Raw genomic sequence first — 26810 nt, 5'->3', positions numbered from 1 at the left:
CCCCCCCCCCGCCCCGCCCCCACCCCCCCGGGGGCTGCGCCCCCCCCGGACAGAGGGGGCGCGAAGGATCGCTGCAGAGCGTTTTTGTTGACAGCTGCCAATCACCTGCGTGATTGGCAGCAGAGGTCGGCTCACCCGCCGGTGGCGATGGTCAGCACTTTGAACGGCGTGGTGATGACGATTTCGGCGACCGAGCCGACGGCCTTGCCGAGACCCTGGCCGAGATTGTCGAGCTGGGCCGGCGCGGTCTCTTCGGAGGCGAGGCCGGCCGGGGCGCGCAGGCGGTCGCCGAGCAGCTGCACCAGGAACGGGTTGTCGGCGAATTTGGCGTGGTTCAGCCGGTCGCCGCCCTTGGTTTTGGTCAGGTCGACCACCGAGACGCCATGGCGAGGTCGGCCGCGTCGCCATAGTCGCCGACGCGTGGCTTGTCGCCGGAGATCAGGGTCGACAGCCTGAGCGCCCGGTCGTCGCCCGACAGTAGCACGGCGAACGGCTTGTCTGGCTTGCCGTAGCGGATCATCTGCTTCTTGAACACGTCGACGTCGATATCGGGTGAGGCCAGGATGACGTAGCCGAGCTTGCCGCCGAGGTCGCGGTCGCCGGTGATGGCAAGCTGGCGCAACGCTTCCATGGTCACCCAGGTCCCCATCGAATGGCCAATGATGTCGATGCTCTTGGCGCGGCTCTTGGCGAGCATGCGCAGCGTCGCTTCGAGATCGTCGCGCGCCGCATTGGCGCTTTCCTTGTCGTAGATGTAGCCGGTCGTCTTGCCGCTCGACGCCCACGAAAACAGCACCGGCGTGCCGGGGTATTTCGTGTCGTGCGCGATCTGCGTCAGCCGGTAGATACCGTCATCGAAGCCGTTGTTGAAGCCGTGCACGAAAACCAGCGCGCGGTCGCCGCGCATCGCGATGTCGGCGCCAACCGCCTTGGCGAATTGCGGCGCGCCTTCGTAGAAGGTGACGCCGGTCGCCGTGAAATCCTTCGCCGGATTGCTGTTGACCGAGCCCTTGACCCGCTCGATGGCGCCGAGCTGGTGGATTTTGGGCACCGTCACCTCGACGCTGGCAAAGCTGGTGGTCGGCGAACGGTCGCCGTCGAACACCTGCCGGGGCTCTTTCATTGCCTTTTGCCGGGTTGTGGCGACGAAGATCTTGTGCGTCGCCGCAATGTCCGAAGCAGGCACGATGATCGTCGTCTTGTTGAGCAGATCGTGCGTGTTCTGGCCGGCGCAGCCGGTAACCGCGAGCGCGAACGCAACGACGAGAAAGATCTTCGAAGGCACGATCACGCGGGCTCCCGCAAAGGCGACGTCGAGCCGGAGACGTCTTGGCCTATTCGATAGAGGCAGAGGCCGGCACGGTCCAGTTCAAACTGTTCCGATGGTGCGGCAATGGTCAACAGTCACTGCCGCGCAATGCAGTTATTGTCCGACCGAGGCGATGCGGTCTGTCACTTCGCGGTCGCTGGCAAACCCGTCATCCTCGCGCAGCTTCTGGCCGATCAACTGCACCAATTCCGGATTATCGGCGAATTTGGTGTGGTTGAAGCGGTCGGTTCCCTTGACGCTGGAGAGATCGACGACCGACACGCCATAGCTGGCGAGGTCGGCGGCGTTCTTGTAGTCGCCGACGCGCGGCCGCGCACCGGCGATCAGGCCGGAGAGCCGCAGCGCCCGGTCGTCGTCGGAGAGCAGCAGGATGAACGGCTTGTCCGGCTTGCCGTAGCGGCGCATCTGGCTCTTGAACACGTCGACGTCGATGTCGGGCGAGGCCAGCACGACGTCGCCGAGCTTGCCGCCCAGATCACGGTCGCCGGTGATGGCGAGCTGGCGCAACGCCTCCATGGTAACCCAGGTCCCCAGCGAATGGGCGACGATGTCGATGCGCCGTGCGCCGGTCTGCGCCAGCATTCTCAGCGTCACTTCCAGCTGGTCGCGGGCAACGCTGGCGCTTTCCTTGTCGTAGACGTAGTCGGTGGTCTTGGCGCCCGACGCCCAGGAAAACAGCACCGGCGTGCCCGGATAGCCGGAATCATGGGTGATCTGGGTGACGCGGTAGACCGCGTCGTCGAAGCCGGTGTTGTAGCCGTGGACGAAGACCATGACACGGCCGCCGCGCGCCGCGATGTCGGCGCTGAGGGCGCTGGAGAATTTCGGCTGGGTGTCGTAGCCGACGACCTCGGAAGCCATGAAGTATTTGGCCGGATCGTCCGACTTGCCGCGTGAGCGCCGCTCGATCTGGCCTGTCTTGTGGATGCCGGGGACGGTGACGTTGACGCGGGCATAGTTCAGCGTCGCCGAACGCTCGCCGTCGAAGACCTTGTTGGGATCGTCGGAGCGCTTGCGCGTCGTGGCGATGAAGATCGAGTGATTGCCGGCGATTTCCGTCACCGGCACTGCCATCATGGCGCTGCCGAGCAGTTCCTCGGTTTGGCGGCCGCCGCAGCCGGCGAGCAGCGCGGCAAGGACAATGATGCAAATCGTCTTCAAGGGCACTTAAGCAATTCCACTCCAGCCTGACCAAAGGCCCATCCACCTCCGCCGCACCTCCCGGACAGGCGAAGTGCGGCAGAAGTAAGTCGCAGGCGCCCGAAATGCGCTCAGCGCCCCGCGACTGCCATCGCACTGTTGCGCGAAAGCCAGAACGGCGGCAGGAACGCCGGAATGTTGGAAAACGGCAGCACTTCCGGCTTCAGCCTTATGCCGAGCACGCCGGTCATGAAGGCGCGGCGCGCCTCGATGCGGCGCCAGGCCTCGGGAAAGCGCGCCGCGATCTCTTCGCGCAGCGCCTCGTCGGCCAGCGCGATGCCGTCCTCGATGTTTGTGGTGAAATAATCGGTGCCGGTCGCCGGGATGATGTCGACCTGCAAGGCCATGCCCGATTTCAATCTGATGTCGGAGCCGGAAAATACCGGCGAATGCATCCATTCGTCGATATGGATGAGATGGCCGGGGTTGAGCGCTACGCCGAAGAACCGATCGCCGATGCGCTCGTGCACAGCTTGCCACAACGCGCCGCCGGGAACGCCGATGCCGACCGTCTCGTACCAGTCGACGACGGCGCAGAAATAGGGCGCGACCAGCTTCTCGACATAGTCCTGGATGCCCCTCGGAAGCTCGGCCGCGTCCTCGACCAGAAAACCGGCGCGGGCATTGAGCGAGCCCTGGATGCCATAGGCCATGGTGATCGGGTCGCCGCGCTTGATGATTTCGAGCCGCGGGCTCGGCAGGCCATAGGCCGCCCGCCTGCCGGCCGACAGCATCGGGTGGCAGCATTGCGGCAGGCCGTTGATACCCATCAGCCGCGCCGCCTGCAATTCGGTCATACCGGGTTCGATGCCTTGCAGGACGTTGCGCAGGCCTTGCGAGGAATAGGTCGCGGCGAATTCGAACGCGGCCAGCTGGTCGGCCTCGTTGATCGCGCGCAGGCCGTCGGCAGGGTTCATCAAAAGGTTCGCCGCGTTGACGACCGTGCCCCTATCGCCGGCAAGGCTGCGCAACGTGTCGGCGATGAAGGACGGCAGGTCGAGCGTCGTTTCGCCAAAGCCCGCATCGCCGGGGCCGAACGGCTTCCAGCCGATGGCGCCGATGCGCTGGCGGGCTTTCAGGCCGCAATCGACGAGGATGTCGGCCAGCGCTTGCAAGCGGTCGCGCGGCTGCGCCGGCAGCGAAAACGTCTGGTAGAGCACGCGCTCGTACGGCCCGTCGCAGATCTCGGCATAGCCCCAGCCCTCATTGCCGACCAGCAGTTTCGGCGGCTTACCGGGAACGATGACCAGCAGCGTCTCCTCGAAGCGCGGATCGTAGCCGCAGAGGTAGGCGACATTGGCCGCATGTTCGCGGTCGCCATAGACGACGAAGACATCGAACCGGCCAAGTGCGACCAGCGCCGCGATACGGGCCTCATAGGTGGCGCGCGTAACCAGCGGCATCACCGTCGGCTCGCCGAACTCCGGCAGCGACACGGTTTTCTGGGCAACCGATGCGACAGGCATGAGCAAACGCCCCCAAATGCTTACGTTGATTCCGGAAATGCCCCTTCGGGGCGGCCGGACAATGGCTTCGCGAGGCCGGATATGCAATAGCGGGACCGAACTCGCGTAGCTTGTGGGGTGCTCGTGCCATGACCAGTTTCTCCTCTCGCGTCGCTGCTGCCGCTGCGGCGATCCGCGAGATCTTTCCGGAAACGCCGCTGCAGGAAAACGACTATCTGTCGAAGAAGACCGGCGCGCGGGTGCTGCTGAAGCGCGAGGACCTGACGCCGGTGCGCTCCTACAAGATCCGCGGCGCCTTCAACTTCTTCCGCAAGACGCTCGCCGCCGGCAATCAGGCCGAGCTGTTCGTCTGCGCCTCGGCCGGCAATCATGCGCAGGGCTTTGCCTTCGTCTGCCGCCATTTCGGCAAGAGGGGCGTCGTCTTCATGCCGGTGACCACGCCGCAGCAGAAGATCGACAAGACGCGGCTGTTCGGCGGCGAATTCGTCGAGATCAGGCTGGTCGGCGATTTCTTCGACGACTGCTACCGCGCCGCACTCGAATTCACCGAAACTGCCGGCGCACACATGGTGCCGCCGTTCGACCATAAGGACATCATCGAAGGGCAGGCGACCGTCGCCTACGAAATATCAGGCCAGATGCCCGGTGCGCGCATGGCTGATATCGTCATGCTGCCGGTCGGCGGCGGCGGCCTGGCCGCCGGCGTCACCCGTTATTTCGCCGACCAGCAGCGAGAAACACGTTTCGTCTTTTGCGAGCCGGCCGGTGCCCCGAGCCTGAGCGAGAGCCTCGCCACCGGAAAGCGGGTCAAGCTCGCCAAGGTCGACAATTTCGTCGACGGCGCAGCGGTGGCCGAGATCGGCCGCGAGCCGCTGCGCCACCTCAGGGAGTTTGCCGCCGACACCGTGCGGCTGATCCCGGAAAACCGGCTCTGCGCGACCATGATCGAAATGCTCAATGTCGAAGGCGTCGTGCTCGAGCCGGCCGGCGCGCTGGCGATCGATGCGCTCAAAGATTTTTCCAGGAAGGAAATCAGGGGCAAGACCATCGTTGCCGTGGTGTCGGGCGGCAATTTCGATTTCGAGCGGCTGCCGGATGTGAAGGAACGGGCGCTGCGCTTCGAGGGCTTGAAGAAATACTTCATCATCCGCTTTCCGCAACGGCCCGGCGCGCTGCGCGATTTCCTCGAATTGCTGGGTCCCGACGACGACATCGCCCGCTTCGAATATCTGAAGAAATCGGCGCGCAATTTCGGTTCGGTGCTGATCGGCATCGAAACCAAGGACCGCCGCAATTTCGACCTGCTCAAGGCGAATTTCGACGCCGAGAGCGTCCATTACCAGGACATCACCGACAACGAGACGCTCGCCGGGTTCATCATATGAGCAGCAACGATCTTCCGAACGCTCCGGCGAACGTTTTTATCGCGCTGTTTTCCGGCATCAATGTCGGCGGCAACCGCATCGTCAAGATGGCGGAACTCAGGTCATTTTTCGAGCAGCTCGGCTTCTCCGATGTCGCCACCTATGTGCAGAGCGGCAACGCCGTGTTCCGGTCGCCAGATGGCGATGCAGCGCTGCTGACCAGGCGGCTCGAAGCGGAATTCGAGAAGAAATGGGGGTTCCATTCACGCATCATGGTGCGCGATCTCGGCTGGCTCGAGCGGCTGGCGGCGGACAATCCCTATCCGGAAGTGGCCGGCGAGCCGACCAAGCTGCATGCCTATGCGCTGGAGCGCCGGCCGACCGCCGAGGAGGTCGCCCGGCTGGCGGAAAAATGCACCGGGCCCGAACGCTTCGAGATCAAGGGCGACGTGCTCTACCTGCATGCGCCTGACGGGCTCGGCAAATCGGTGTTTGCCAATCTCATTCCGCGCGTTCTGAAGGTGCCGGGCACGGCGCGCAATTGGCGCACCGTGCTGATGCTGCTGGACATGGCCCAGGCCGGCGGTTGACAGGTCGTCTACGCGGCCGGAGCGCGTTTCCAGTCGAATGCCAGCTCTTCACGGAAGGCGAAGCGCTTGATGTGCTCGGCGACGACCGTTTCCAGGCGCTCGAGCGAGCCGGCTTCATCGGTCGTCACTGCAATGTGCAGCGCAGCCGGGTCGGCATCGAGAACCGTGCGGCCGAGCGTCAGATCGATGGTGCCGTGGTTCGGGTCGAATTCGACGGGAAACTTGTGCGCCCAATGTTTGCACAGCTGCTGCAGATAGCGGCTGGCATGTTCGGTGGCGACGTCGACATGGCTGGCCGGCATGAATGAATTCTCCTTGGGAATGCGGACGCGAAAACCGAACCAGGGCCCGCCTGCGTCCGTTCAAGATGGCGTGATCGGTTACCAGCTGCCGGTGTTCGGCATCGACGCCCACGGCTCGGCCTTCGGCTTGGCCGGACCTTTCTGCAACAGCTCGATCGAGATGCCGTCCGGCGATTTGACGAACGCCATGTTGCCGTCGCGCGGCGGCCGGTTGATGGTAACGCCATTGTCCATCAGCCGCTGACAGGTGGCGTAGATGTCGTCGACCTCATAGGCGAGATGGCCGAAATTGCGGCCGCCCTTGTAGTCTTCCGGGTCCCAATTGTAGGTCAGCTCGACCAGCGGCGCTTTCTCGCTGATGCCGCTCTGCTCGTCTTCGGGGGCGGCGAGGAAGATCAGCGTGTAGCGGCCTTGCTCGTTTTCATGGCGGCGCACCTCCTTGAGGCCAAGCTTGTTGCAGTAGAAATCGAGCGAAGCATCGATGTCGGCGACGCGGACCATGGTGTGCAGATAGCGCATGATTTCCTCCTTATGTTGCGTTGCGGCGCAACATAGGGGCGGCCCGGCCAAAGGGCAATTGGCCACGCTTGCCGGCGCCGGCAAACGGCAAATCCGCTATTCCTGTACGGAACCGTGAAAAAAGGCACGTCAGGTCTTGCACACACCGGAAGCCGCGGTGTTAATCTGATACCAAGAATCAGTTGCGGTGTTTGTTGAAAAAAGGGGGCGTTCTTATGGGGGAAAAGGCCTCTTTCATGGGGCGGGACGGGGCCGGTAACGATGCGTTGAAGCGGGATGAAAGCGCCGATACGGCCGATCTCGTCGAAATCGCCGGCGCCATCAAATGGTTCGACGTGGCCAAGGGCTACGGTTTCATCCTTCCCGATGATGGTACTTCGGGCGACATCCTCCTCCATGTGACATGCCTTCGAAAGGACGGTTTTCAGACCGCCCTGGAAGGCGCCCGTGTCGTCTGCCTGGTCAAGCAGGGCGAGCGCGGGCTGCAGGCCTTCCGCGTGCTCTCGATGGATGTCACCACGGCGGTGCATCCGGCGGAGATGCAGGAGCAGCGCACCCATGTCGCGGTGACGCCGGAAAGCGGCCTCGAACGGGCGCTGGTCAAATGGTTCAACCGCACCAAGGGGTTCGGCTTTCTGACCCGGGGCGAGGGCACCGAGGACATTTTCGTCCACATGGAGACGCTGCGCCGCTACGGCATCACCGAACTCCGGCCGGGCCAGGTGGTGCTGGTCCGCTTCGGACGCGGCGACAAAGGCCTTATGGCTGCCGAAATTCACCCCGATATGGGTACCTTGCCGGTCTCGCATTAGTTCCGGCCGAGGATTTCATATGGCTCACAGGAACCGGCTGACGGCGGGCGCGCTCTGCGCCGGGATTTTCCTCATCGTCGCCGCAAGCGCCTTCTTCTATTTTCAGCAACCGAGTTCCGCCGACGGCAAGGCGATGATCCTTCCCGTCGACCCGGCGCCGCTGGTCGCGGTGACGAAGGCCGGCGAGCGTTCTTTTTCCGTGGAAATCGCCGACACGCCCGCCGAGCGCGAAGCCGGCCTGATGTTCCGCCGCCACATGGCCGACAATCACGGCATGCTGTTCGTGTTCGGCGCGCCGCAGGATGTGAGTTTCTGGATGAAGAACACGCCGATGCCGCTCGACCTGATCTTCGTCGGCCAGGACGGCCGGATCCGGGCGATCAGGCAAGGCGAGCCGCAGTCGGAGGCGATCATCTCGCCGGACGAACCGGTGCGCTTCGTGCTCGAGCTCAAGGCGGGCACGGCCGCCAAAAAGGGCATTGAGGACGGCGACCTGCTGCGCCATCCGGCCATCGGCACGGCGCCGGGGCCGGCCATGCCGCCGCCCGACAAGGGCGATGCGCCGAATGTCGATTCCGACTGAACGGGCAGGATCTTCGGCCGATGCAGTTCTTCTCCCATGACGGTTTCGACCTTGCTTTCCTTGACCGCCAGCCGGCATCGGGGCAGGGCGATCCGGTGCTGATGATCCACGGCTTTGCCTCGAGCCACTACGTCAACTGGGTGTCGCCCGGCTGGTTCAAGACGCTGAACGATGCCGGCTACCGTGCCATCGCCTTTGACAATCGCGGCCATGGCTCGTCGTCGAAGAGCTATGACGAAGCCGACTACACGCCGGCAAAAATGGCGTCGGACGCGGCAGCGCTTTTGAACCATCTCGGCATCGAACGCGCTCATGTCATGGGTTACTCGATGGGCGCGCGCATATCGGCCTTCCTGGCGCTCTCCGACCCGGACAAGGTGGCGACGCTGGTCTTCGGCGGCCTCGGCATCGGCATGGTCGACGGCGTCGGCGACTGGGATCCGATAGCCGACGCCCTTCTGGCCGACGATCCGGCAGGCACCAGCGATCCGCGCGGCCGCTCGTTCCGTGCCTTCGCCGATCAGACCCGCAGCGATCGCCGGGCGCTCGCTGCCTGCATCGCCACCTCCCGCGAATTGCTGAGCGAGGCCGATCTTGCCCGCATTGCCCAGCCGACGCTGATCGCCGTCGGCACCAAGGACGACATCGGCGGCTCGCCGGATGAGCTCGCCGCCTTGATGCCGAGCGCCAGGGCGTTTCACATCGAAGGTCGCGACCACATGCTGGCGGTCGGCGACAAGACCTTCAAGCAGCGTGTGCTGGAGTTTTATGCCGAGCATCCGCTCTGATGGATGGCTCCCCAAAAAGCGGCCATCGGGCCTGAAGCTGGGGTTCTTAGCGGTTTTGCAACGATACCGGGGTAACTAAGCGTGACGTGTGGATCGGTTCAAACCCGCCACGCGCTGAACGAGGGGCAGAGGGTACGATGGCACAATGGGGAAGAAGCGACGCCGCTTTGCTGGGCGTCGTTGCGAAAAGCAGGTTCGGCGAATGGTCCGTTGTTCTAGGGCTGGCTGCATTGGTGGCAGGCGCGATAGCGATCACCGCGTTGATGGCAATGCCGAGCGACGCGTCCGTGCTTATCCAGCACAGTGTGACGGGCTTCTTCATGGCGGTATTTTTCCTGGTCGGGCCATTGGCGCATCTTACCGGCGCGGTCTTCGGGCTGATGGCGCTGGGTCGTCCAAACGACAATCGTTTGCTCGGCCTGGCTGGCATCGTGGTCAACGGCGCGTCGCTTGCCGCCGGGGTGTTTATGCTGTGGACCATGGCATCGACCATAGGCGCGTTTACGTGATTTCGGGCAAATCTTCCGGACGCAAGTGGCCGACGCGTCGGGCTACGATCGGCGCGGGCTGTGCCCCAACGCCCTGAGCGAGCGCGCCATGTTATGCCGGGCCTGGGTTTCGAAGCGCCGGCGGAATTCCTCGCTGTGGAAGATATGCGGACGCGCGAGGAAGCCCTCTAGCACTGCGGCACGGCCGGCCCGCCACATCGGCTCATCGACCCACTGATATTCGCGGCGGACCGCCTGCTCGTAGGCGTCGAACACGTCGGGCGCAGCACCCAGGATCGCCAGGTCCATGTCGAGGAACAGCGCCGCGTCGCGAACCGAATGCTGGTCGCCAAGGGGCGGCAATTCGTGGCCGGCGGTGGCAGTGATCATCGCCGCGATGTGGCCGAGGCGTTGTGCATCGGCGCGACCGGCGAGCTTTTCCTCGGCAAGTGCGGCACTCCTCGCCTCATTGTCCTTGGCGCGGCTGTCGTAGATCGCGTCGTGAAACCAGATCGCTGCCTCGACTGCTTCAGGATCATGCAACAACGCCTTGTAATCATTGGCCAGCGCCAGCGTCGCCTCGATGTGGCCAAGGTCATGGTAGTGGCGGTCTTCGGCCTCATAGAGCGCGGAAAGCTCGCGCTTCAGGGTCTCGTCCATCAAGGTTGCGTTTTCCATGGCTGCTTGAAATTCCGCCAACCAAATCCATTTCACGAAGCACTAAGGAAAATTGAGTTCACCCGTGCTATGATCTGGCTTATAGGTGCGGCCGGAGAATAGGCAAGCCGCCAACCGAGACATTGGATGGCCGAGACATTGGATGGCCGGAGACATCAGATGAACAGCGTTACGATTTCCCGTCCCACCAGGGTGCAGCCGGTAGATCCGATCTGGCGTTCGATCCGCGACGAAGCGATGGAAGCGGTCAACCGCGATCCGCTGCTGGCGGCGTTCCTCTATTCGACCATCCTCAATCAGGAAAACCTGGAAGAAGCGGTCATTCACCGGCTGGCCGAGCGCCTCGCCCATCAGGACATCGGCTCCGACCTCATCCGCCAGACGTTCAAGGCGATGGCGGCCGACGACAAGGACTGGTCGACGACGGTGCGCGTCGATATCCAGGCCTATTACGACCGTGATCCGGCCTGCGACCGCTTCATCATGCCGGTGCTCTACTTCAAGGGTTTTCACGCCATCCAGACGCACCGGCTGGCGCATTGGCTGTGGAACCAGGGCCGCCAGGACTTCGCGCTGTATTTGCAGAGCCGGTCGTCCTCGGTGTTCCAGACCGACATCAATCCGGCTGCCCGCATCGGCAAGGGCATCTTCCTCGACCACGCCACCGGCCTCGTCGTCGGCCAGACGGCGGTGATCGAGGACGACGTGTCGATCCTGCACGGCGTGACGCTGGGCGGCACCGGCAAGGCCGGCGGCGACCGCCATCCCAAGATCCGCTACGGCGTGCTGATCGGCGCCGGCGCCAAGATCCTCGGCAACATCGAGATCGGCCATTGCTCGAAGATCGCGGCCGGCTCGGTGGTGCTGTCGCCGGTACCGCACAACAAGACGGTTGCCGGCGTGCCGGCCCGCGTCGTCGGCGAGACCGGCTGCGACCAGCCTTCGCGGCAGATGGACCAGCTGTTGCCATCGCAGACGATGGACCACGTCGTCAGCTTCGACATCTGAGTGCTCGGGCAGGGGCTGAATTCCTGCCCCCCATGCCGGCTTGCCTTTACATGGCCATTGTCGACGTGCCAGAAGCGCGCTCACCAATGCATGTCGCCCAAAGTGCCCAGCGGTTTTTGGGATAGCGACATGCATGAAGCAAGATTTAAAGCGCGTCGCATCGTCTCTTCAGACGCGACGCACTTTAGCAAGCGACGATCGGAGAAGACTGTTGAAGCCGGACGAAATCAGAAAGCTGGACGCCTATTTCAAGCGCACCTTCCAGAACCCTAAACTCGAAGTGAAGGCGCGGCCGCGTAAGGAAGATTCGGCCGAGGTCTATGTCGGCGACGAGTTCCTCGGCATCGTCTTCAAGGACGAGGACGATGGGGACTATAATTTCTCGATGGCGATCCTCGACATCGATCTGGCCTGAGCTGGGAGTTTAGCTGGCCGCTACGCCTCAAGTGCTGCGGCGGTACGGAACCTTGCAGGACGCCGGTGGGACAGCGCCCCCCTCTGGCCTGCCGGCCATCTCCCCCACCTGGGGGGAGATTGGCAGCCTCGGCGCTGCACTCTTACTGCAACATTGGAGATTTGGCGAAAGCCAAGATGACGGCCGATCTCCGCCCTCGTGGGGGAGATGTCCGGCAGGACAGAGAGGGGCGCGAAGGATCGCTACGGAACGGCTCGTTTCGTTGCTTACCGCCCGGTCTTCAGCACACGCGCTGCTTCGGCAGAAATCGCCGCGTCGAGCCCCTGCCAGTCGCCCAGGAATTCCCGGGGGAAGCGGTAGGTAAGGCTGAGATTGTCGCCGACCAGGATGTCGCGCTCGCAGGGCGCCAGCGATTCGTCCGAGCTCGGGCCGCTCAGGCAGCGTGCGACGAACGGATCCTTTCCGGGGCGATCGGCGACCGCCAGCACTTCGTTGAGATAGCCTGATTTTTCGCTGAAGGCGTAAAGCGTGGTGCCGCCAGGGCCGGGCGTACCCGGCCTGGCGATCAGCGCGCTGTAGATCGGCGCGAAGCGGCCGCTCATGTCGCGCGACATCATCTGCGGCTCGAACGACAGGAAGACGATGTCCTTGCTGGGTCCGGTGTGGTTGAAGTCGTTGCGGGCAGCCTCGCTGTAGCCGTCCATCTCGGGATAGCGCAGATAGAGGTCGAGTCGCGAGGCGATGCCGTCGCGCCGGGCCTGGGCAAAGCGGATGACATTGGCCGGCACGGCGATGACGTTGTTGCCGATGACGACCTTGTGGACCGTGGTTTCGTCGGTGTACCCGGCCATGGCGATCGAGCGGCCGAACCATTTGCCGCCGAGGCTGATCGCCACCGAAAGCAGCGCCAGCGTCGCGAATGCATAAAACACCCGCCTCATCAGCGTCGAATCGACAACGCTGAGTTGCGGGCCCTCTGTGGCGGCTGCCTGCTTCATCGCGACCCTCGTTTGCCGTCCCATCGGGTGTGCCTGAGCGGCACATCTCGGCCCGGCACGGCTCTTGCTTCGCAGCTTTTGCAGGCGACTTTGCGATTTCATGGTAAACGGAGGGTAAAGATGGGCCCGGTCGAACAAATCATATTCAGTTTTATGGCTGGGCTGACGGCTTGCGGCCTGGCCGGATCGGCGATGGAGCTGATCGCCGGCCGGAGCCTTGCCTTCGTCCAGCCCTATGTATCGTCGAAGCACATGCTGCGCTCGCTCGCCGCGACGGCTTGCGCCGGGCCGCTGATGTTCGCCAACGAGGCGCTGGACGCCTGGCGCGAGCGTCGCATCTCGGTGCTGGGGCTGATCTCCTGCGGCTGTACGGCGACCATCTGGGCGCTGGCGCTGGGCATGGTGGTGATCGCCGTTGCGTCCTGGGCGGCTTCGCTTCTAGGGTCTGGCAGCTTGTCGGTGTGAGACGATCTGGAGACAGCAATGCCGATCTACGCGATTGACGGAAAAGCGCCCGCCTTCGAGGACGCCGACAGCAACTGGATCGCGCCCGATGCCACCCTGATCGGCAATATCAGGATTGGCCGCAATGCCGGCTTCTGGTTCGGCGTCGTCGTCCGCGGCGACGACGAGCCGATCGTCATCGGCGCCGACACAAACGTGCAGGAGCACACAATCATGCACACCGACGCCGGCTTTCCGCTGACCGTCGGCCAAGGCTGCACGATCGGCCATCGCGCCTTGCTGCACGGATGCACGATCGGCGACAACAGCCTGATCGGCATGGGCGCCATCGTGCTGAACGGCGCGAAAATCGGCAACAACTCGCAGGTCGGCGCCGGCGCGCTGGTCACCGAAGGCAAGGAATTCCCCGACAATTCGCTGATCGTCGGCTCACCCGCGCGCGTCGTCAGGATGCTCGACGAGGCCGCAGTCGCCAGGCTGCGCGCCTCGGCCGCGCATTATGTGGCAAACGGCAGGCGGTTCAGGGCGGGGCTGAAGAAGGTCTAGCCGACCCGGAAATGGCGGAGCCGGGCCTTAAGATACCGAAGCATAACCCCTTCCAAGTCAAACCGGCTGGGCGGTCGGCCGGAACAAGATCTCGTTGATATCGACGTCGTCGGGCTCGTTGATCGCGAAGGCGACCGTTCGGGCAAACGTATCTGGCCCCACGGCGATCTTGCTCACGAAGTCCCTGGTCCCCTGCTGGATATCCTTCTCGCTGATATGCTCGAGCAACTCTGTGCTGACAGCGCCCGGCGAGATCACCGTGGTGCGGATATTGTAGGGTTTCACCTCTTTCCGCAGACCCTCGGATAGCGCACGCACCGCGAACTTGGTGGCGCAATAGACCGCCGCACCCGGGTCGACCACATGGCCGTATACGGACGAGACATTGATAATGTGCCCCGATCGCTGCTCCTTCATGTACGGAAGCGCGGCCGCGATGCCGTAAAGGACGCCCTTGATGTTGACGTCGATCATCCGGTCCCATTCGTCGACCTTGAGCCGTTCGAGCGGGGCCAACGGCATGAGGCCCGCATTGTTGAGCATCACGTCGATGCGGCCGAATTCCCGGACCGCCGTGTTCACCAGGTTCTGGACCTGGCCGGCGTCGGTGACGTCCGTAGTAACGGCCTTGGCTTTGTGCCCAGCGGCGGTCAGTTCCTGGACAAGGGCGCCGATGCGGTGTGACCGGCGTGCACCCAGGACCACGGAAGCGCCTCGTGCGGCAAGATGGCGTGCCGTCGCTTCACCGAGGCCACTGCTGGCACCGGTGATGACGACGACCTTGTTCTCGATTCCTCCGGACATGAGATTCTCCTAGACAAGAATTGAAGAGTTCAGGTGCGGGGGCCGGCCGAGGCGGCGAGCAAGGCCGAGCCCGTAAGCAGGATCGCGGCGAGAAGGAAGGCGCTCCACCAGCCGGCCACGTCGAACAGCAGGCCTCCTGCAATAGCGCCGCCTGCGATCGCGAACTGGATCAGGGCGACCTGGAGTCCGCCCCCGGCCTCCAGGTCTTCAGGGATGAGCGTGGTCATCCAGGTGTTCCACGCCACCGGGATCGGGGTAGCGAACATTCCCCAAAGAACCAGGAGGCCGGCCGTGGCGCGTGCAAACGGTCCAAAGGTAATCAGCAGTAGAGCGAAGACCGCGAGTGCACTCGGCAGCCCGATCAGCACGGCTGTGAGGTGCCGCCGGAGTATGAGGCCGACAATCGACAGTCCCGCCAGGCCACCGAGGCCGACGCCTAACAGAGCCAGTGAGAGGGTGTTGACCTCAAGGCCTGTCACGTTTTCCAGAAACGGCCGCAGATAGATCGAGAGCGCGTTCTGCCCGATGAAAGCGAGCCCCGTCGCGCCCATGCCGATGGCGAATCTGCGATTCCGCAGCAGGCCGAACATGCTCGACACCGAGGCGATCTCTATCGGCGGCATCTTCGGGAGAACGGCCAACTGCCACACGAGCGCCGCAAGGCCGATGGGGACAGTGACGAAAAAGGTTCCCCGCCATCCGATCAGCGATCCGAGGAAGCTGCCGACGGGCGCGGCGATCACCAATGCGAAGGCAGTGCCACCCTGGAGCAAGGCAATGGCCTCGGGCAGGTCGGGTCCCGCGGCCAGGCGGGCCAGAATGGCCGTCGACAGTGACCAGAAACCGCCGATCGCGATGCCCACCAGCGCCCGCCCGGCCAGGAAGACCAGGAAGTTGGGAGCAAGCGCCACCGCCAGGCTCGATGCGGCCAGCACTGCCGTATAGACCAGAACCACCGTCCGTCGATCGACGTTTCGCAACAGCGAGTTGCCGAAGAGGCTGGTAACCACGGCGAAGAATCCGGATACCGCGATTGCCTGGCCTGCCTGACCCTCGGAGACGGCCAGATCCTGAGCGATCGGGGTGAGCAGGCTCACCGGCAGGAACTCCAGTCCGACCAGAAGGAAGGTCAGCAGCGACAGGCAGACCACCGCAGACCATGGGGTCGTCCCGCTGTCAGCAGCAGTGGCCTCGTCCAGCACGAAATCGATGGTCATAAGGGCAGTCTCCTGTCCGTTCCCGAACTAAGTAGTCGGGCTGGCTAAATGCGACTAGCGGGTATAATTTTGATGTGGTTGTGAATGAGGCTCATCAATGCCACGCGACGAGTTCGCCGAAATGCGCGCGTTCCTGGAGATCACCCGGACGCGGAGCTTCACCCGAGCAGCCGCCAAGCTCGGGGTCACTCCTTCGGCCCTTAGCCACACCATCAAGTCGCTGGAGTCGCGGCTTGGCGTCCGTCTTCTGTCTCGCACCACGCGCGACGTGGCCCCGACGGCGGCCGGTCAACGCCTTAAGGAAGGCATCGAACCGCATTTCGAAGGCATCGCGGCTGAGGTCAGCGCTCTCGGCGTCCTTCGCGACAGGCCGTCCGGCAACATTCGCCTGGTGTGCACCGACGATTCGGTCGACATTGTCTTCCGCGCCCGGCTGCCAAAGTTCCTGAGCGACTTCCCCGATATCAATGTCGAGTTGGTCGTCGACAACGCCTTCACCAACATCGTCGAGCGCCAGTTCGATGCCGGCGTGCGTCTGGGCGAGTCCATTGCCCGGGATATGGTAGCCGTGCGCATCGGAGCCGACGTGACCTACACTGTGGTCGGCTCATCCCATTACTTCGCCCACCGGATACCGCCGGAGACGCCGCAGGAACTGACCGACCATAACTGCATCAACTACCGGCTGCCGACGTCAGGATCGGTCTATGCCTGGGAATTGCGGGAAGGAGCGCGCGAGTTCAGTGCTCGGGTCGAGGGGCAACTGACGCTTAACAACATGGGGCCGGCGATCCAGGCTGCGCTTGACGGAGTGGGCTTGGCCTATCTGCCGCGCGAACTCGTCCTTCCACACATTGAGAGTGGCCTTCTCCAGGAAGTCCTCACCAAATGGTGCCCGACGTTCCAGGGTTACCACCTGTACTATCCAAGCCGGCGCCATCCCTCTCCGGCGTTTTCCGCCTTTGTCGACGCGTTCCGTATCAGGGGCAAGTAACAGCATTTCGACGGCAAACGGCAGCTCGTATCCCACAAACGATCGTGAGACAGCTTGGATGACGAAGCGCAGTTGGAGGCAAAGCCGAGATAACTTTATCGAGATGTGTTCCGCCGGAAATGGTGGAGCCGGCCCGGGGACGGGGCCGGCTCCTTAAACCCGGTCGTTGGGGACGGGGAGGGTGGGGACTCGACCGGGTTTCTCCTAAAGCGCGAAGTCATGCGACGCACTTAACCTCTGTTTTATGCATGTCGTTATCCCAAAACCGCTACGCGCTTTTGGGCGACATGCATTGGCGTCCTCAGCGGACGCTGGCGACCGCGTCGGAGCGGCCGTCGTTGATCGTCACCCAGGCGCCGGAATTCCGCTCGGACTGGCGCTTCAGGTAGGTGTAGCCGGTATTGGTCCAGGACAGCACCTTGGGCTGGAGATTGTCGAGGATGAACTCGCCAAGGCTGGTGCGCACGGTCAGCACCGCATGGCCGTCGCCATTGCGCTGGCGCACCACCGTCATCAGCAGATCGCCGGCCGGCACGCCGATGCTCATCAGCTCGCGGCGCTTTTCCAGCGCATAGTCCTCGCAGTCGCCGAAGCCGCTATTGGGAAAGGACCAGACTTCCTCCTTGCCCCACATTTCCATGTCGGTGCGCGGCGCGACCCTGCTGTTGACCGAATTGTTGATCTTGACGATCGTCGCCCACAGCTTGCGGGTCAGCTCGACGGGTGCCCGGCCAGGCGTCCTCTGATTGCATTCCTGCGGAAGCTGCTGACACAATTCGTAGTGTCCGACCGGCTGCGTGGTGCGGCCGCCGGTGTGCATGAAGGCCGGCTCCGCCGCGTTTACAGTCCCCCAACCGAAAAGCTGCATCGCTATTGCCGCCAGCAACAGCTTGCCCCTCATCCTGTTCATTATTCAGTCTCCCCGTTTGAGGAGACAATGACACGGCTGGATTTATTTGACGCAAAAGCGCGAAGTAGACATTAAGTAAAACGCCAATAGAATAAACATAAAATTTGACGCAATTGAATATAGAATTGTTTAAGGATTCCAGCCGGCCATGTTCCCATGCTTCGTCGCACCGTTCGAACAGCTGGGATGGCGGGACAGAGGGGGCGCGAAGGATCGCCAGCCTCTCTTCCCGATAGTGCTAACGCTTCCGCGTCAGCCGCGCGATGAGCTGAATTCGGTATCGAGCGTTTCCGGCCGCTGGATGACGGCGAACTCGATGGCGACGCCATCTTCGAAATGCCGCACTATCTGGCCGCGCATGGTGCCCAGCATCACCTGGACGCCGATGGCCGGCTTGACGTCGATCTCGATCGCCGCGCCCGACAGCGACAGGTCGATGATGCGGCACTGGTACTGCCGTCCGTCGGCAAGCTGCATCACGCTCGTCGGGTTGCGCGGTGCGACGCGTTCATGGCGGCGGTCTTCCGGCAGGTCGAGCTCGTGCTTGTTGGCAAGCCAGGTCAGTTGCGCGGCGAGCTTGTCCCTCTTGCGCTCCGACGCGATGACGGTCATCGCAAAGCCATCCTGCAAAGTGCGGGTGATGACGCCTTCGATGCGGCCGATGTGATCGATATAGGCAATGACCTTTTCGCCAGCCAGGCCGGTGCGCTCGGTGCGCAACGCAACGTTGCCGGGCGACATGTCGACCACCTGGCAGGGATGTTCGGTGCGGTCTTCCAGCATGAAACGTCCGTAAATTTTCACGCGGACGCGCTGAAAGTTACGCCTTTCAGCTTGGGACGGCGCATGGTCGACCGCCGCTGACCTCATCACTGCCATACCCCGTTCGGCATTCCGCGCATGGATGCGGGGAATTTCAGCGGAAAACTACAACAAAGCAGGTTAACAAAGGGCAAAGCCCGGCGCTGTTGCTTTAAGCTTTGGGCATCATTCCTCGCGTCCGCCGTCGAAGACGACCAGGTGACGGATGCGGCGGGCCTGGCCGAGCGCCGAAATCGTCTCGGGCGGGTCGAATTCCGACGGGGCGAGCGAGGGAACCTCTATCGCCGGCCGGTTCCCCGGGAACATCGGCTCCTTGTCGGGATCGACGACACGGATCGAATCGATCAAGGCGTCGAGAACCGGGTCGGCACCCAGCCAGAAAGGTTTTTCGACGGCGCTTATCACGCCGAGGCAGCGCGGGCTCTCGACACCGCCGTCGAGCGGCAGCGCGAGCAGCTCGAACCTGTTGGACCGGCCGTTGCGGCTGAAACCCTCATAGGTGATGAGCATCACCGATTTCAGGTCGAAGACGCCATCGGTCAGCTTCGAAATCAGTCGCTGGTCCTTCTCGCGCCACAGCGAAGGGAATGAAAACCCCTTGAGTTCGCGGCCATAGACCGCGCAGAGCCTGGTGCCGGCGAGCCGGAACACCGCTTCGCCGCGCGTGTCCTTTTCCAGGATGAACGTGTCGGCCAGCAGCGACTTGATATCGGCCGGTTCGACTTCCGAGCGCTTCGGGGCAGGGCGTCCGTCACGCAACCGGTTCCAATAATGGAACAGCGTGATCGATCCGGTCTGGTTCATGCTAATGCTGCTCCGCGCATTCTGTCTTCTGATGTCCCATCGGTGAACAGAAGGGCGCCCTCCGAAGACCTACATGCGTTGCGGAGCAGGATGCGTGCCAGCATCGTTAATACTTGTTCACGGGTCGGGGCGGTTAAGGTTAACAACTGGTTTACGTTGCGCGCCTGCCAGCCCTGTGGCACACCAAAACCACTCCAGAAGCGGTCGTTTTGCGACGATCGGCAGCACTTCAGTCAAGAGTTCAGGGGGAGCAAGGGGGCTCGACCAGCCGTTCAAGGGAAACCTTGGACGGCTTCTTTTTTGATTCGGGGCTGCTGATTCGCCGTTTGTGATTCGGTTGGCCGTGATCTACATGCTCGCCAAGTCCAATCCAGCGACTGAGTGCAAGCCATATGAGCGACCCAGAAAGCCCACCGGAGATCGAGCAGGGCCAGGGTGGGCCTGTCGCCCGCGAACCGGAGCAGCGCCGCGAGCCGGTGTTCAACCTGCCGCCCGTGGTGCTGGCGGTGATCGCCATCTGCGTCGTCGTCTTTCTGATGCAGCAGTATGTGCTTAGCCAAGACCAGCAGCTGACACTATTGTACGACGGGGCCTTCATTCCTGTTCTCTACACTGGCCAATACGGCTTCGACTGGTTCCTGTTTTCTCGGCCCTTTACATATGCCTTCCTGCATGGCGGCTTTGCCCATCTTGCCATCAACATGGTGTGGCTCGCGGCCTTCGGCTCACCGTTGGCCAACCGCTTCGGCGCCCTGCGCTTCAGCCTGTTCTTCGCCGCGACCGGACTGGCGGCGGTGGCGCTGTTCTGGGCCATGCACCCGCTTGGCGAGGCGCCGCTGGTCGGCGCCTCCGGCGCGATTTCCGGCATGATGGGCGCGGCGGCACGCTACGGCTTCCGCATCGACCGCTCGTCGGGCAAGGCCGCCTTCGCCGGCCGGCCTTTGCCGATGGCGGCGGTGCTGCGCTCGCGCGGCGTCGTCACCTTTCTCGCCATGTGGATGGTGATCAACCTCGCGACCGGCCTCTTCGGCCTGGCGCCTGGCATTGACGGCCAGATCGCCTGGGAAGCCCATATTGGCGGCTTTCTTGCCGGCTTCTTCGGCCTGCGGTTTTTTGATCGACGAGAGCAGGTGCCCCGGCAGGCGGACGAGCCGGAGACCTGAGACCGCCGCACTTGAAAAGCAACCGATCGCGGCGCACCATGTTCATCCCAGGGAAAGCCGGCCAGGGCAGGAGCCGGCAGGAAATGCAGAGGAGGACGCCATGACTGTTAAGGCAATTCTCGAGGCAAAAGGCCACGGCGTGGTGACGCTCGGGCCGAACGAAAAGCTCAGCGAAGCCATCCGCATGCTTTCCGAACACAGGATCGGCGCGCTGGTCATCACCAACGGCGATCACAAGATCGTCGGCATTCTTTCCGAGCGCGATGTGGTGCGGGTTCTCGCCAAGGAGGGGGCGGCGGCGCTCGACCTTGCCATCCGCTCGGCGATGACGCCCAAGGTGAAGATCTGCAATGAGAACCACACCGTCAACGAGGTCATGGAGATCATGACCAAGGGCCGCTTCCGCCATCTGCCGGTGGAAAAGAACGGGCTGCTCGACGGCATCGTGTCGATCGGCGACGTGGTCAAGCGCCGCATCGAGGATGTCGAGCGCGAGGCCGAGGAGATCAGGGCCTACATCGCCACGGCATAGGTGACGGCGGCCGGGTTGCCGACAGGTCGATTTTCAAGCTGCTATCGCAGTTCGTCGCGGCAGGTGCGGGCCTGTGCCGCGTCGGCGCCTGCGGCTTTGCGCTTGTCTCTTTTGGCGGTTTGCACTAGCGAAGTTGCACATCAAAATATGCGTTCTCGCATATCCGCAATTTCAATATGCAGGCCCTTATGAGCATTATCGACACCCGCACGCCCGACGCCAAGCGCCTGGTTCCCGGCGCCACCGGCGACTGGGAGATCATCATCGGCCTCGAGGTCCACGCGCAGGTGACCTCTCAGGCAAAGCTGTTTTCCGGCGCCTCGACCATTTTCGGCGCCGCGCCCAACGCCAATGTCAGCCTGGTCGACGCGGCGATGCCCGGCATGCTGCCGGTCATCAACGAGGAATGCGTCAAGCAGGCGATCCGCACCGGGCTGGGCCTAAAGGCCGAGATCAACCACAAATCGGTCTTCGACAGGAAAAACTATTTCTATCCCGACCTGCCGCAGGGCTACCAGATCTCGCAGTTCAAGCAGCCGATCGTCGGCGAGGGGAAGGTGATCGTCTCGGTCGGCCCGGACCGGCAGGGCGAATTCGAGGACATCGAGGTCGGCATCCAGCGCCTGCACCTGGAGCAGGACGCCGGCAAGTCGATGCACGACCAGCATGCGACGATGTCCTATGTCGATCTCAACCGCTCCGGTGTGGCGCTGATGGAGATCGTTTCGAAGCCGGATATGCGCTCCGCCGATGAAGCCAAGGCCTATGTCACCAAGCTGCGCACCATCGTGCGCTACCTCGGCACGTGCGACGGCAATATGGACGAAGGCTCGCTGCGCGCCGACGTCAACGTCTCGGTACGCCGGCCCGGCGGTGAATTCGGCACGCGCTGCGAGATCAAGAACGTCAACTCCATCCGTTTCATCGGCCAGGCCATCGACTACGAGGCGCGCCGCCAGATCGCCATCCTCGAGGACGGCGGCAAGATCGACCAGGAAACGCGGCTGTTCGACCCCAACAAGGGCGAAACGCGCTCGATGCGTTCCAAGGAAGAAGCGCACGACTACCGCTATTTCCCCGATCCCGACCTTCTGCCGCTGGAATTCGACCAGGCCTATGTCGACGAGTTGGCAAAGGACCTGCCGGAACTTCCCGACGCCAAAAAGGCGCGGCTGATCACCTCGCTCGGCCTGTCGACCTACGACGCCTCGATCCTGGTATCGGAAAAGGCGGTCGCCGACTATTTCGAGAAGGTGGCCGCTGGTCGCGATGGCAAGCTTGCCGCCAACTGGGTCATCAACGATTTGCTGGGTGCGTTGAACAGAGCCGGCAAGGACATTGAAAACGCTCCTGTTTCACCCGACCAGCTTGGCGCGGTCATCGACCTGATCAAGGAAGGCACCATCTCCGGCAAGATCGCCAAGGATCTATTCGAGATCGTCTGGAACGAGGGCGGCGATCCGCGTCAGCTGGTCGAAAGCCGCGGCATGAAGCAGGTCACCGATACCGGCGCCATCGAAAAGGCGGTCGACGAGGTGATCGCGGCCAACCCGGACAAGGTCGAGCAGGCGCGCGCCAAGCCGACCATGTCCGGCTGGTTCGTCGGCCAGGTGATGAAGGCGACCGGCGGCAAGGCCAATCCGCAGGCGGTCAATGAGCTGGTCAAGGCCAAGCTCGGGATCGAGTAGGATCTTTGTCCGCACCGCCGGCGAGCGCGATCTGGCGGCGGTGCGCGCATTGCTGGTCGAGACGTGGCATGCCACCTATGACGCCATCTACGGCGCGGCGCGGGTTACCGAAATCACCGATGAATGGCATTCGATCGCCGCGCTCAAGGCACGGCTGACGCGGCCGAACTCGGAGTTCCTGGTCGCCGACGACGGCAAAACCATCGGCGGCATGGCTTTCGCGGCCGCCACCACGGATGCCAGGATCGTCATGCTGAACCAGCTTTACGTGCATCCGGCCTGGCAGAGGCAAGGCATCGGCCAGGCGCTGCTGGACGAAATCGAGGCCAGCTTTCCGGAGGCCCGGACGCTGCGCGTCGAGGTCGAGGAAGCAAATGCTCCGGCCGTCGCCTTTTACCGCTCGCGAGGGTTCTTGCCCGCCGGCAACACGGCCGATTGCGGCGGCGCCTCGGGATTGCCGGCGCTGGTTTTGGAGAAGGCGATCGGCTAGCTCGTTCGCCTGGCGCTCAGTTGCGTTTCACGGGCAGGTTGGAGCAGCCGGCAGCGAGAAACTCGCACGGCAGGCTGCCGCCTCCACCCGACGTGTGCGGGGGCGTGGCGGCTTCGATTTTTTCCACCTCGTAATATTTCGAGGTGACGCCCCATTTTTTGACGCCCTGGCACGTCGAGCGCACGCCAACCTCCGTCGCCTTTGCCGCAGTCTTGTAATACGTGGTGATCCGGCAGGATTGGCTGACCGGCAGCGCGTTCGCCGGGCTCGTGACCGGCGGCAGGAAGTTCGGGAAGGCAAGCAGCGAGATTGCCGCAATGATCCTGACGGCGGGCATGGTGAGGGGAAGGTGCAGCATCGTTTGTCTCCATCGATGGCGCCGCTCGCTCGTGGCGCAGCGGCGCAATTTGTTCCCGCAAGATCAGGCCATGAAGCCGGGGCTGCCGCATCTGCCGCGCGGGGGATGGCGGCAGCGGTCTGAACCGCCGCCGTCATCCGCGAGCGGCCGCGTCAGGGCGTTTTCGGCTTGATGGGCGTCTTTATCGGAACGGCGACTTTTGGGGGCCGGACCGTACTGGCTTCACCGTCGACGGCCAGCCCGCCGCTGTTGAGATAGCGTACCGTATAGTGCAGCTCATAGCCCGGAACTCTGACCCATGTAGGTTTGTGATTGAACTGGTCCGGAGGCCTCGAATACCACTTCGGGATCTGCATGATCTTGGAACCGGCACCGAATCCCGCAGTCTTGGCCGCTACCGCGAAGGCGCTGTCTCTGGGATCGTTCGGCGGCTGGTCGACATTGCCGATGACGACCAGCGAATCGTATTTTCGCGCGTCGAGCCTGAGTACGGGAAGGTTCAGCGCAGCCACGTCGCCTTCGCGCATCGTCAGGGCTTTCTGAACGCCGTCCTCATTGGCATAGACGTTGAGGTTTATGGCCTCGGATTCCGCATAGACGACATTGTTGTGGAAGTCGCGGGCTGGCAGGCGTGTGAGGCTGTCGAAGGTCACTTCAACCGTCGGCTTGGCTATGGCGTCCGTCACCACCAGGTTGCGCCGCGGCACCGTCCAGAAGATGAGATCATCGCCGGTGGCCTGCGTGCCGGCATCGGAGCCGTCTATTGCCGAGCATTTCGAATTTGGAACCGGCGTCGTCACCGGCAGGGGTGCCGAAAACGAGCTGCGTACCTGAGCGTCGATGTAGTTGCCGACGTTGAAAACGTCTTCGAGGATGTTGCCGCCCTCGAAGCTCGCCGGGCCGGGTTGCGAGCGGATGATGACCTGGCTGGAATCGGTCTGCCAGCCGCTGCAGAAGACGTTGACGTCTATGGGAATGCCGATGTGGCGGTCGGAGGTCACCGGGATCGAGACTTTGATGGTCAGGATGTAAGGAACTTTGACAAACCAGCTGTTCGGCTGGTTCAGCATCTGCGTCGCAAAGCGCGACGGCCGCCATTGCTTCAGCGATTCGATCGATGCGCGTGACGATCGTCCCTGGGCGGCCAGCTGTGCGTTGGTGGCGTCGACCTTGGCTTGCGCCAGGTTGCGGACGGTGTTGGTGATCAGGAACACGCCGAGTTCGGCTTTGCAGGGCTTGTTCGATTGTGTGGCGTTGCATGGGGCAAGTGCCGCACTGGGAACCGGCGGCCCCGAAGGCGGCGGCTGGGCGGCCGCGGTGGCCGCCATCAGGCAGAAGAACAGCATCGTGCAGGTTTTCAACATGGTATCCTCGCTCTGTCGTTGGAAACCACCCTCCGGCTAGACAGCAGCATTTGTTCGATGGCGGTTCATCGCCCGCACGGGGGATGAACCGCGAAACATCGGGCCGGCCCAGCGACGTCGAGCCGCCGTCCTTTCGGATTGGATATCTACTGCTTCACGACGCCTTTGGTTGTCGCCTTCGGCGCGATGACCTTGGGCTTGGGGGTTTTCGGGCCGGGGTCGACTACCAATGCGGCCGTGCAGGAGCATTTGCCCGAACCGCAGTTCAGGTCGCCCTTGCACATTTTGGAATGCCGCATATCGGTGCAGTCGGCGGTCCCGGAGCAGGAGCAACTGCCTTGCCCAATCGTTCCGGACTGACATTTGAAGCTCCATGCCGGATCGGCGGCAAGGCCGGCCACAGCGAGCGATAAGGCAAAAAGCGTCGTCGAGATGAGCTTGCGCATGAATACCTCCCGGTTCTATCGAGCGATGGAACCACGAAGCAGCAACGCCTTCATCTCCCGCGCGGGGGACGAACTCGCATACCGGTGACGACCGTCAATGCTGTCCCTTCAGCACGACGAGATAGCCGCGTTCGACGCGAAGCCGGAACGCGATTTGCCCTGCAGTGCCGGGATCCTTGGAAACCTTGTCGATGACATAGCCGCTGGGATGCGAGCCAAGCCATTCTTCCGGTTTGTCGGTGCTTTCGAATGGCTTTTGCAACCGGGCCAGGAAGCCGACTTCGCCTTGATAGTCGAAAGCCACGGCCCAGTCCGCATCCTTTCGCTCGTCGATGAAGTTGGCGAGCGGCGTCAGATCATAGCGTTTGAACGCGGTTGCCGATGCCACCGCGTGGCCGATGCCGAAAATGACAAGCATGACGATGGCCGAGCTCTTCAGCCTGGCGAGCGGGATCTCCGCCATGAAATAGCCGAACAGGATGACCACGAACGGCAACATCGGCACGACATAATGAGGCTGCTTGCCGGATATCGCGCTGAACACCAGAAACACGGCAACGAACGAGAATGACAGCAGGCGCAAAGCGCGCAGATCCGGCGACTTCGCGTCGATCAGGCTGCGTATCCGCGTGCGCAGCTTCAACCGCCACAACTCGGGTATGAAGATCCACGGTATGAACATGACCGGCAGCAGCAGCAGATAGAAATAGAACGGCCGGCCGTGCGAATTGCGCAAATTGCCGGTGACGCGCCCCGCCGACTGGTTCCAGACGAGATCATAAACGAAATTGCCTTTTGTCAGGATGGTCGCCGGCACCAACCAGATCGCCACCGGAATTAGTGCGGCGAGCAGGGCCAGGCCCACTCCAGCGAGGAAGTTCGGTGTCGTCAGTCCCGCCCGCCGGTCGCGCCAGAACGGGTAGAACAGGATGGGCGCGCCGATATAGATCAGCACCACCGGGCCTTTCGTCAGCACGCCCATGCCGATGAACAGCCCGGCCAGAACGGCCTGCCAGCGGTTGCCGCTGCGGGCAAAGGCAATCAACGACAACAGCGCGGCGAGCACAAAGACCGTCAGCAACAGGTCGAACAGGATCAGCGTCGAATAGATGACGAACACGCTGCTTCCGGCAACCAGCCAGGGGATGCGCCGCGCGATGTCGTCGCGGCCCGGAAACAGGGTCTTTGCCAACGCCGTCGTCAGCCAGATGACGAGCGAGGAGGCGGCGAAGATGACCAGCATCGCCGCCGGCCGGCTGGCGCCGAAAATATTCCAGACAAGGTCGATAAGCCAAAACAGCAGTGGCGGCTTCTGCAGATAGGGCGCGAAATTCATCGTCGGGACGAAGATCTGTCCGCTCAGATACATTTCCCAGGTGACGCTGAGATATCGCGTTTCGTCGACGGGCAGCAGTGGCCGGAAAGCGACCGCGATGACGATCAGCCCAAGCAGAAAGAGGTAGGGGAGCAGCCGCTCGGTAGATGTCGGTGTCAAAGATCGAGATCCGCGCCAGAAACCATTTTCATTCCAGCCGAGCATAGTGCCGCGTTTCTGGACCGCGAACGACCGCACCATGATTTTGGCCGAATTGCAACGATGCCGGTTTCGTTTCGCAGATTTTGCGGACGATGGTCTCAAGGGCTTGAAAAACTTGCCGGCCGAGTC

30 protein-coding genes and 1 pseudogene are annotated in these 26810 nt (G+C 62.9%); 15 read left to right on the top strand and 16 right to left on the bottom strand.

Going from position 1 to position 26810, the window contains the following annotated elements:
* Nucleotides 1–131: 131 nt before the first annotated feature.
* From NKJ55_RS18505 to NKJ55_RS18495, 3 genes and pseudogenes are all read right to left on the bottom strand, one after another.
* Nucleotides 132–1285, bottom strand: a pseudogene (locus NKJ55_RS18505) (alpha/beta hydrolase).
* Nucleotides 1286–1423: 138 nt separating this feature from the next.
* Nucleotides 1424–2497 carry an alpha/beta hydrolase gene (locus NKJ55_RS18500; RefSeq protein ID WP_352451120.1) on the bottom strand — a complete coding sequence of 358 codons (1074 nt, stop codon included), beginning with the start codon at nucleotides 2495–2497 and terminating at the stop codon, nucleotides 1424–1426.
* Between the two features lie 104 nt (nucleotides 2498–2601).
* Nucleotides 2602–3996 (bottom strand): hypothetical protein, encoded by a 1395-nt coding sequence (locus NKJ55_RS18495; RefSeq protein WP_352451119.1) that lies wholly within the window; start codon nucleotides 3994–3996, stop codon nucleotides 2602–2604.
* A gap of 128 nt (nucleotides 3997–4124) precedes the next feature.
* Here NKJ55_RS18495 and ilvA point away from each other — a divergent pair, with 128 nt between their 5' ends.
* Both ilvA and NKJ55_RS18485 read left to right on the top strand, forming a co-directional pair.
* Nucleotides 4125–5381 (top strand): threonine ammonia-lyase IlvA, encoded by a 1257-nt coding sequence (gene ilvA, locus NKJ55_RS18490; RefSeq protein ID WP_352451118.1) that lies wholly within the window; start codon nucleotides 4125–4127, stop codon nucleotides 5379–5381.
* Nucleotides 5378–5950, top strand: coding sequence for a DUF1697 domain-containing protein (locus NKJ55_RS18485; protein ID WP_352451117.1), 573 nt, complete (start codon nucleotides 5378–5380; stop codon nucleotides 5948–5950). The genes ilvA and NKJ55_RS18485 overlap by 4 nt, the downstream gene beginning before the upstream one ends.
* Before the next feature lie 8 nt (nucleotides 5951–5958).
* Here NKJ55_RS18485 and NKJ55_RS18480 read toward each other — a convergent pair whose 3' ends face one another.
* Both NKJ55_RS18480 and gloA read right to left on the bottom strand, forming a co-directional pair.
* Nucleotides 5959–6252, bottom strand: a complete 294-nt coding sequence (locus NKJ55_RS18480) for a DUF2218 domain-containing protein (protein WP_254817703.1) — start codon at nucleotides 6250–6252, stop codon at nucleotides 5959–5961.
* A 78-nt stretch (nucleotides 6253–6330) separates the two neighbouring features.
* The gene (gene gloA, locus NKJ55_RS18475; RefSeq protein ID WP_023674793.1) at nucleotides 6331–6771 is read right to left on the bottom strand and encodes a lactoylglutathione lyase; all 441 of its coding nucleotides are present in this window, start codon (nucleotides 6769–6771) and stop codon (nucleotides 6331–6333) included.
* A gap of 215 nt (nucleotides 6772–6986) precedes the next feature.
* On the opposite strand from gloA, the gene NKJ55_RS18470 reads away from it, so the two are divergent.
* The 4 genes from NKJ55_RS18470 to NKJ55_RS18455 all read left to right on the top strand — a co-directional run bounded on the left by NKJ55_RS18470 (nucleotide 6987) and on the right by NKJ55_RS18455 (nucleotide 9463).
* Complete coding sequence (locus NKJ55_RS18470) at nucleotides 6987–7583, top strand: cold-shock protein (protein ID WP_502893739.1); 597 nt, start codon at nucleotides 6987–6989, stop codon at nucleotides 7581–7583.
* 19 nt (nucleotides 7584–7602) lie between these two features.
* The gene (locus NKJ55_RS18465) at nucleotides 7603–8166 is read left to right on the top strand and encodes a DUF192 domain-containing protein (RefSeq protein ID WP_352451115.1); all 564 of its coding nucleotides are present in this window, start codon (nucleotides 7603–7605) and stop codon (nucleotides 8164–8166) included.
* Between the two features lie 20 nt (nucleotides 8167–8186).
* Nucleotides 8187–8954, top strand: coding sequence for an alpha/beta fold hydrolase (locus NKJ55_RS18460; RefSeq protein WP_352451114.1), 768 nt, complete (start codon nucleotides 8187–8189; stop codon nucleotides 8952–8954).
* 137 nt (nucleotides 8955–9091) lie between these two features.
* A complete protein-coding gene (locus tag NKJ55_RS18455) occupies nucleotides 9092–9463 on the top strand; it encodes a hypothetical protein (protein ID WP_352451113.1) in 372 nt (123 codons plus the stop codon).
* Nucleotides 9464–9505: 42 nt separating this feature from the next.
* Here NKJ55_RS18455 and NKJ55_RS18450 read toward each other — a convergent pair whose 3' ends face one another.
* On the bottom strand, nucleotides 9506–10120 hold the full coding sequence (locus tag NKJ55_RS18450) for an HD domain-containing protein (RefSeq protein WP_352451112.1): 615 nt from the start codon (nucleotides 10118–10120) through the stop codon (nucleotides 9506–9508).
* A gap of 159 nt (nucleotides 10121–10279) precedes the next feature.
* Here NKJ55_RS18450 and cysE point away from each other — a divergent pair, with 159 nt between their 5' ends.
* Both cysE and NKJ55_RS18440 read left to right on the top strand, forming a co-directional pair.
* Nucleotides 10280–11128, top strand: coding sequence for a serine O-acetyltransferase (gene cysE / locus NKJ55_RS18445; RefSeq protein ID WP_023717455.1), 849 nt, complete (start codon nucleotides 10280–10282; stop codon nucleotides 11126–11128).
* A 211-nt stretch (nucleotides 11129–11339) separates the two neighbouring features.
* Entirely contained in the window at nucleotides 11340–11543 is a 204-nt protein-coding gene (locus NKJ55_RS18440) for a DUF3126 family protein (RefSeq protein ID WP_023674799.1), read from the top strand.
* A 266-nt stretch (nucleotides 11544–11809) separates the two neighbouring features.
* Here the strand turns inward: NKJ55_RS18440 and NKJ55_RS18435 are convergent, their stop codons facing one another.
* On the bottom strand, nucleotides 11810–12541 hold the full coding sequence (locus NKJ55_RS18435) for a hypothetical protein (RefSeq protein WP_352451111.1): 732 nt from the start codon (nucleotides 12539–12541) through the stop codon (nucleotides 11810–11812).
* A 120-nt stretch (nucleotides 12542–12661) separates the two neighbouring features.
* Here NKJ55_RS18435 and NKJ55_RS18430 point away from each other — a divergent pair, with 120 nt between their 5' ends.
* Nucleotides 12662–13006, top strand: a complete 345-nt coding sequence (locus NKJ55_RS18430; RefSeq protein ID WP_352451110.1) for a DUF6949 family protein — start codon at nucleotides 12662–12664, stop codon at nucleotides 13004–13006.
* 18 nt (nucleotides 13007–13024) lie between these two features.
* Complete coding sequence (locus NKJ55_RS18425) at nucleotides 13025–13552, top strand: gamma carbonic anhydrase family protein (protein WP_352451109.1); 528 nt, start codon at nucleotides 13025–13027, stop codon at nucleotides 13550–13552.
* A 57-nt stretch (nucleotides 13553–13609) separates the two neighbouring features.
* Here NKJ55_RS18425 and NKJ55_RS18420 read toward each other — a convergent pair whose 3' ends face one another.
* Together NKJ55_RS18420 and NKJ55_RS18415 are read right to left on the bottom strand one after the other, a co-directional pair.
* Nucleotides 13610–14356: an SDR family oxidoreductase gene (locus NKJ55_RS18420; protein WP_352451108.1), complete on the bottom strand. Its 747-nt coding sequence runs from the start codon at nucleotides 14354–14356 to the stop codon at nucleotides 13610–13612.
* Between the two features lie 29 nt (nucleotides 14357–14385).
* Entirely contained in the window at nucleotides 14386–15573 is a 1188-nt protein-coding gene (locus NKJ55_RS18415) for an MFS transporter (RefSeq protein ID WP_352451107.1), read from the bottom strand.
* 97 nt (nucleotides 15574–15670) lie between these two features.
* Between NKJ55_RS18415 and NKJ55_RS18410 the strand changes: the two genes are divergently transcribed.
* Nucleotides 15671–16567: a LysR family transcriptional regulator gene (locus tag NKJ55_RS18410; RefSeq protein ID WP_352451106.1), complete on the top strand. Its 897-nt coding sequence runs from the start codon at nucleotides 15671–15673 to the stop codon at nucleotides 16565–16567.
* A gap of 301 nt (nucleotides 16568–16868) precedes the next feature.
* Here the strand turns inward: NKJ55_RS18410 and NKJ55_RS18405 are convergent, their stop codons facing one another.
* The 3 genes from NKJ55_RS18405 to NKJ55_RS18395 form a co-directional block, all read right to left on the bottom strand.
* Nucleotides 16869–17468 carry a transglutaminase-like cysteine peptidase gene (locus NKJ55_RS18405; RefSeq protein ID WP_352451124.1) on the bottom strand — a complete coding sequence of 200 codons (600 nt, stop codon included), beginning with the start codon at nucleotides 17466–17468 and terminating at the stop codon, nucleotides 16869–16871.
* Between the two features lie 261 nt (nucleotides 17469–17729).
* Complete coding sequence (locus tag NKJ55_RS18400; RefSeq protein ID WP_352451105.1) at nucleotides 17730–18347, bottom strand: PilZ domain-containing protein; 618 nt, start codon at nucleotides 18345–18347, stop codon at nucleotides 17730–17732.
* Between the two features lie 117 nt (nucleotides 18348–18464).
* Complete coding sequence (locus NKJ55_RS18395; protein ID WP_352451104.1) at nucleotides 18465–19103, bottom strand: PAS domain-containing protein; 639 nt, start codon at nucleotides 19101–19103, stop codon at nucleotides 18465–18467.
* Nucleotides 19104–19495: 392 nt separating this feature from the next.
* Here NKJ55_RS18395 and NKJ55_RS18390 point away from each other — a divergent pair, with 392 nt between their 5' ends.
* The 4 genes from NKJ55_RS18390 (at nucleotide 19496) to NKJ55_RS18375 (ending at nucleotide 22976) form a co-directional block, all read left to right on the top strand.
* On the top strand, nucleotides 19496–20266 hold the full coding sequence (locus tag NKJ55_RS18390) for a rhomboid family intramembrane serine protease (protein WP_352451103.1): 771 nt from the start codon (nucleotides 19496–19498) through the stop codon (nucleotides 20264–20266).
* Nucleotides 20267–20366: 100 nt separating this feature from the next.
* A complete protein-coding gene (locus NKJ55_RS18385; RefSeq protein WP_352451102.1) occupies nucleotides 20367–20798 on the top strand; it encodes a CBS domain-containing protein in 432 nt (143 codons plus the stop codon).
* Between the two features lie 188 nt (nucleotides 20799–20986).
* The gene (gatB, locus tag NKJ55_RS18380; RefSeq protein ID WP_352451101.1) at nucleotides 20987–22486 is read left to right on the top strand and encodes an Asp-tRNA(Asn)/Glu-tRNA(Gln) amidotransferase subunit GatB; all 1500 of its coding nucleotides are present in this window, start codon (nucleotides 20987–20989) and stop codon (nucleotides 22484–22486) included.
* Nucleotide 22487: 1 nt separating this feature from the next.
* Nucleotides 22488–22976 carry a GNAT family N-acetyltransferase gene (locus tag NKJ55_RS18375; protein WP_352451123.1) on the top strand — a complete coding sequence of 163 codons (489 nt, stop codon included), beginning with the start codon at nucleotides 22488–22490 and terminating at the stop codon, nucleotides 22974–22976.
* 16 nt (nucleotides 22977–22992) lie between these two features.
* Here the strand turns inward: NKJ55_RS18375 and NKJ55_RS18370 are convergent, their stop codons facing one another.
* From NKJ55_RS18370 to NKJ55_RS18355, 4 genes are all read right to left on the bottom strand, one after another.
* Nucleotides 22993–23334, bottom strand: coding sequence for a hypothetical protein (locus NKJ55_RS18370; protein WP_352451100.1), 342 nt, complete (start codon nucleotides 23332–23334; stop codon nucleotides 22993–22995).
* 152 nt (nucleotides 23335–23486) lie between these two features.
* Nucleotides 23487–24698 carry a hypothetical protein gene (locus NKJ55_RS18365; protein WP_352451099.1) on the bottom strand — a complete coding sequence of 404 codons (1212 nt, stop codon included), beginning with the start codon at nucleotides 24696–24698 and terminating at the stop codon, nucleotides 23487–23489.
* Between the two features lie 146 nt (nucleotides 24699–24844).
* Nucleotides 24845–25144, bottom strand: coding sequence for a hypothetical protein (locus tag NKJ55_RS18360; RefSeq protein WP_352451098.1), 300 nt, complete (start codon nucleotides 25142–25144; stop codon nucleotides 24845–24847).
* Nucleotides 25145–25238: 94 nt separating this feature from the next.
* Entirely contained in the window at nucleotides 25239–26639 is a 1401-nt protein-coding gene (locus NKJ55_RS18355) for an ArnT family glycosyltransferase (protein ID WP_352451097.1), read from the bottom strand.
* Nucleotides 26640–26810: the final 171 nt, after the last annotated feature.

The sequence above is a fragment of the Mesorhizobium sp. M0106 genome (assembly GCF_040322715.1).
Classification (GTDB): Bacteria; Pseudomonadota; Alphaproteobacteria; order Rhizobiales; family Rhizobiaceae; genus Mesorhizobium.
This window is presented reverse-complemented; position numbering and strand designations above follow the sequence as displayed.

Coding starts and splice junctions, on each gene's coding strand:
- NKJ55_RS18495 (WP_352451119.1), bottom strand. CDS start 3,996: ATGCCTGTCGCATCGGTTGCCCAGAAAACCGTGTCGCTGCCGGAGTTC.
- ilvA (WP_352451118.1), top strand. CDS start 4,125: ATGACCAGTTTCTCCTCTCGCGTCGCTGCTGCCGCTGCGGCGATCCGC.
- NKJ55_RS18485 (WP_352451117.1), top strand. CDS start 5,378: ATGAGCAGCAACGATCTTCCGAACGCTCCGGCGAACGTTTTTATCGCG.
- NKJ55_RS18480 (WP_254817703.1), bottom strand. CDS start 6,252: ATGCCGGCCAGCCATGTCGACGTCGCCACCGAACATGCCAGCCGCTAT.
- gloA (WP_023674793.1), bottom strand. CDS start 6,771: ATGCGCTATCTGCACACCATGGTCCGCGTCGCCGACATCGATGCTTCG.
- NKJ55_RS18470 (WP_502893739.1), top strand. CDS start 6,987: ATGGGGGAAAAGGCCTCTTTCATGGGGCGGGACGGGGCCGGTAACGAT.
- NKJ55_RS18465 (WP_352451115.1), top strand. CDS start 7,603: ATGGCTCACAGGAACCGGCTGACGGCGGGCGCGCTCTGCGCCGGGATT.
- NKJ55_RS18460 (WP_352451114.1), top strand. CDS start 8,187: ATGCAGTTCTTCTCCCATGACGGTTTCGACCTTGCTTTCCTTGACCGC.
- NKJ55_RS18455 (WP_352451113.1), top strand. CDS start 9,092: ATGGCACAATGGGGAAGAAGCGACGCCGCTTTGCTGGGCGTCGTTGCG.
- NKJ55_RS18450 (WP_352451112.1), bottom strand. CDS start 10,120: ATGGAAAACGCAACCTTGATGGACGAGACCCTGAAGCGCGAGCTTTCC.
- cysE (WP_023717455.1), top strand. CDS start 10,280: ATGAACAGCGTTACGATTTCCCGTCCCACCAGGGTGCAGCCGGTAGAT.
- NKJ55_RS18435 (WP_352451111.1), bottom strand. CDS start 12,541: ATGAAGCAGGCAGCCGCCACAGAGGGCCCGCAACTCAGCGTTGTCGAT.
- NKJ55_RS18430 (WP_352451110.1), top strand. CDS start 12,662: ATGGGCCCGGTCGAACAAATCATATTCAGTTTTATGGCTGGGCTGACG.
- NKJ55_RS18425 (WP_352451109.1), top strand. CDS start 13,025: ATGCCGATCTACGCGATTGACGGAAAAGCGCCCGCCTTCGAGGACGCC.
- NKJ55_RS18420 (WP_352451108.1), bottom strand. CDS start 14,356: ATGTCCGGAGGAATCGAGAACAAGGTCGTCGTCATCACCGGTGCCAGC.
- NKJ55_RS18415 (WP_352451107.1), bottom strand. CDS start 15,573: ATGACCATCGATTTCGTGCTGGACGAGGCCACTGCTGCTGACAGCGGG.
- NKJ55_RS18410 (WP_352451106.1), top strand. CDS start 15,671: ATGCCACGCGACGAGTTCGCCGAAATGCGCGCGTTCCTGGAGATCACC.
- NKJ55_RS18405 (WP_352451124.1), bottom strand. CDS start 17,468: ATGAGGGGCAAGCTGTTGCTGGCGGCAATAGCGATGCAGCTTTTCGGT.
- NKJ55_RS18400 (WP_352451105.1), bottom strand. CDS start 18,347: ATGAGGTCAGCGGCGGTCGACCATGCGCCGTCCCAAGCTGAAAGGCGT.
- NKJ55_RS18395 (WP_352451104.1), bottom strand. CDS start 19,103: ATGAACCAGACCGGATCGATCACGCTGTTCCATTATTGGAACCGGTTG.
- NKJ55_RS18390 (WP_352451103.1), top strand. CDS start 19,496: ATGAGCGACCCAGAAAGCCCACCGGAGATCGAGCAGGGCCAGGGTGGG.
- NKJ55_RS18385 (WP_352451102.1), top strand. CDS start 20,367: ATGACTGTTAAGGCAATTCTCGAGGCAAAAGGCCACGGCGTGGTGACG.
- gatB (WP_352451101.1), top strand. CDS start 20,987: ATGAGCATTATCGACACCCGCACGCCCGACGCCAAGCGCCTGGTTCCC.
- NKJ55_RS18370 (WP_352451100.1), bottom strand. CDS start 23,334: ATGCTGCACCTTCCCCTCACCATGCCCGCCGTCAGGATCATTGCGGCA.
- NKJ55_RS18365 (WP_352451099.1), bottom strand. CDS start 24,698: ATGTTGAAAACCTGCACGATGCTGTTCTTCTGCCTGATGGCGGCCACC.
- NKJ55_RS18360 (WP_352451098.1), bottom strand. CDS start 25,144: ATGCGCAAGCTCATCTCGACGACGCTTTTTGCCTTATCGCTCGCTGTG.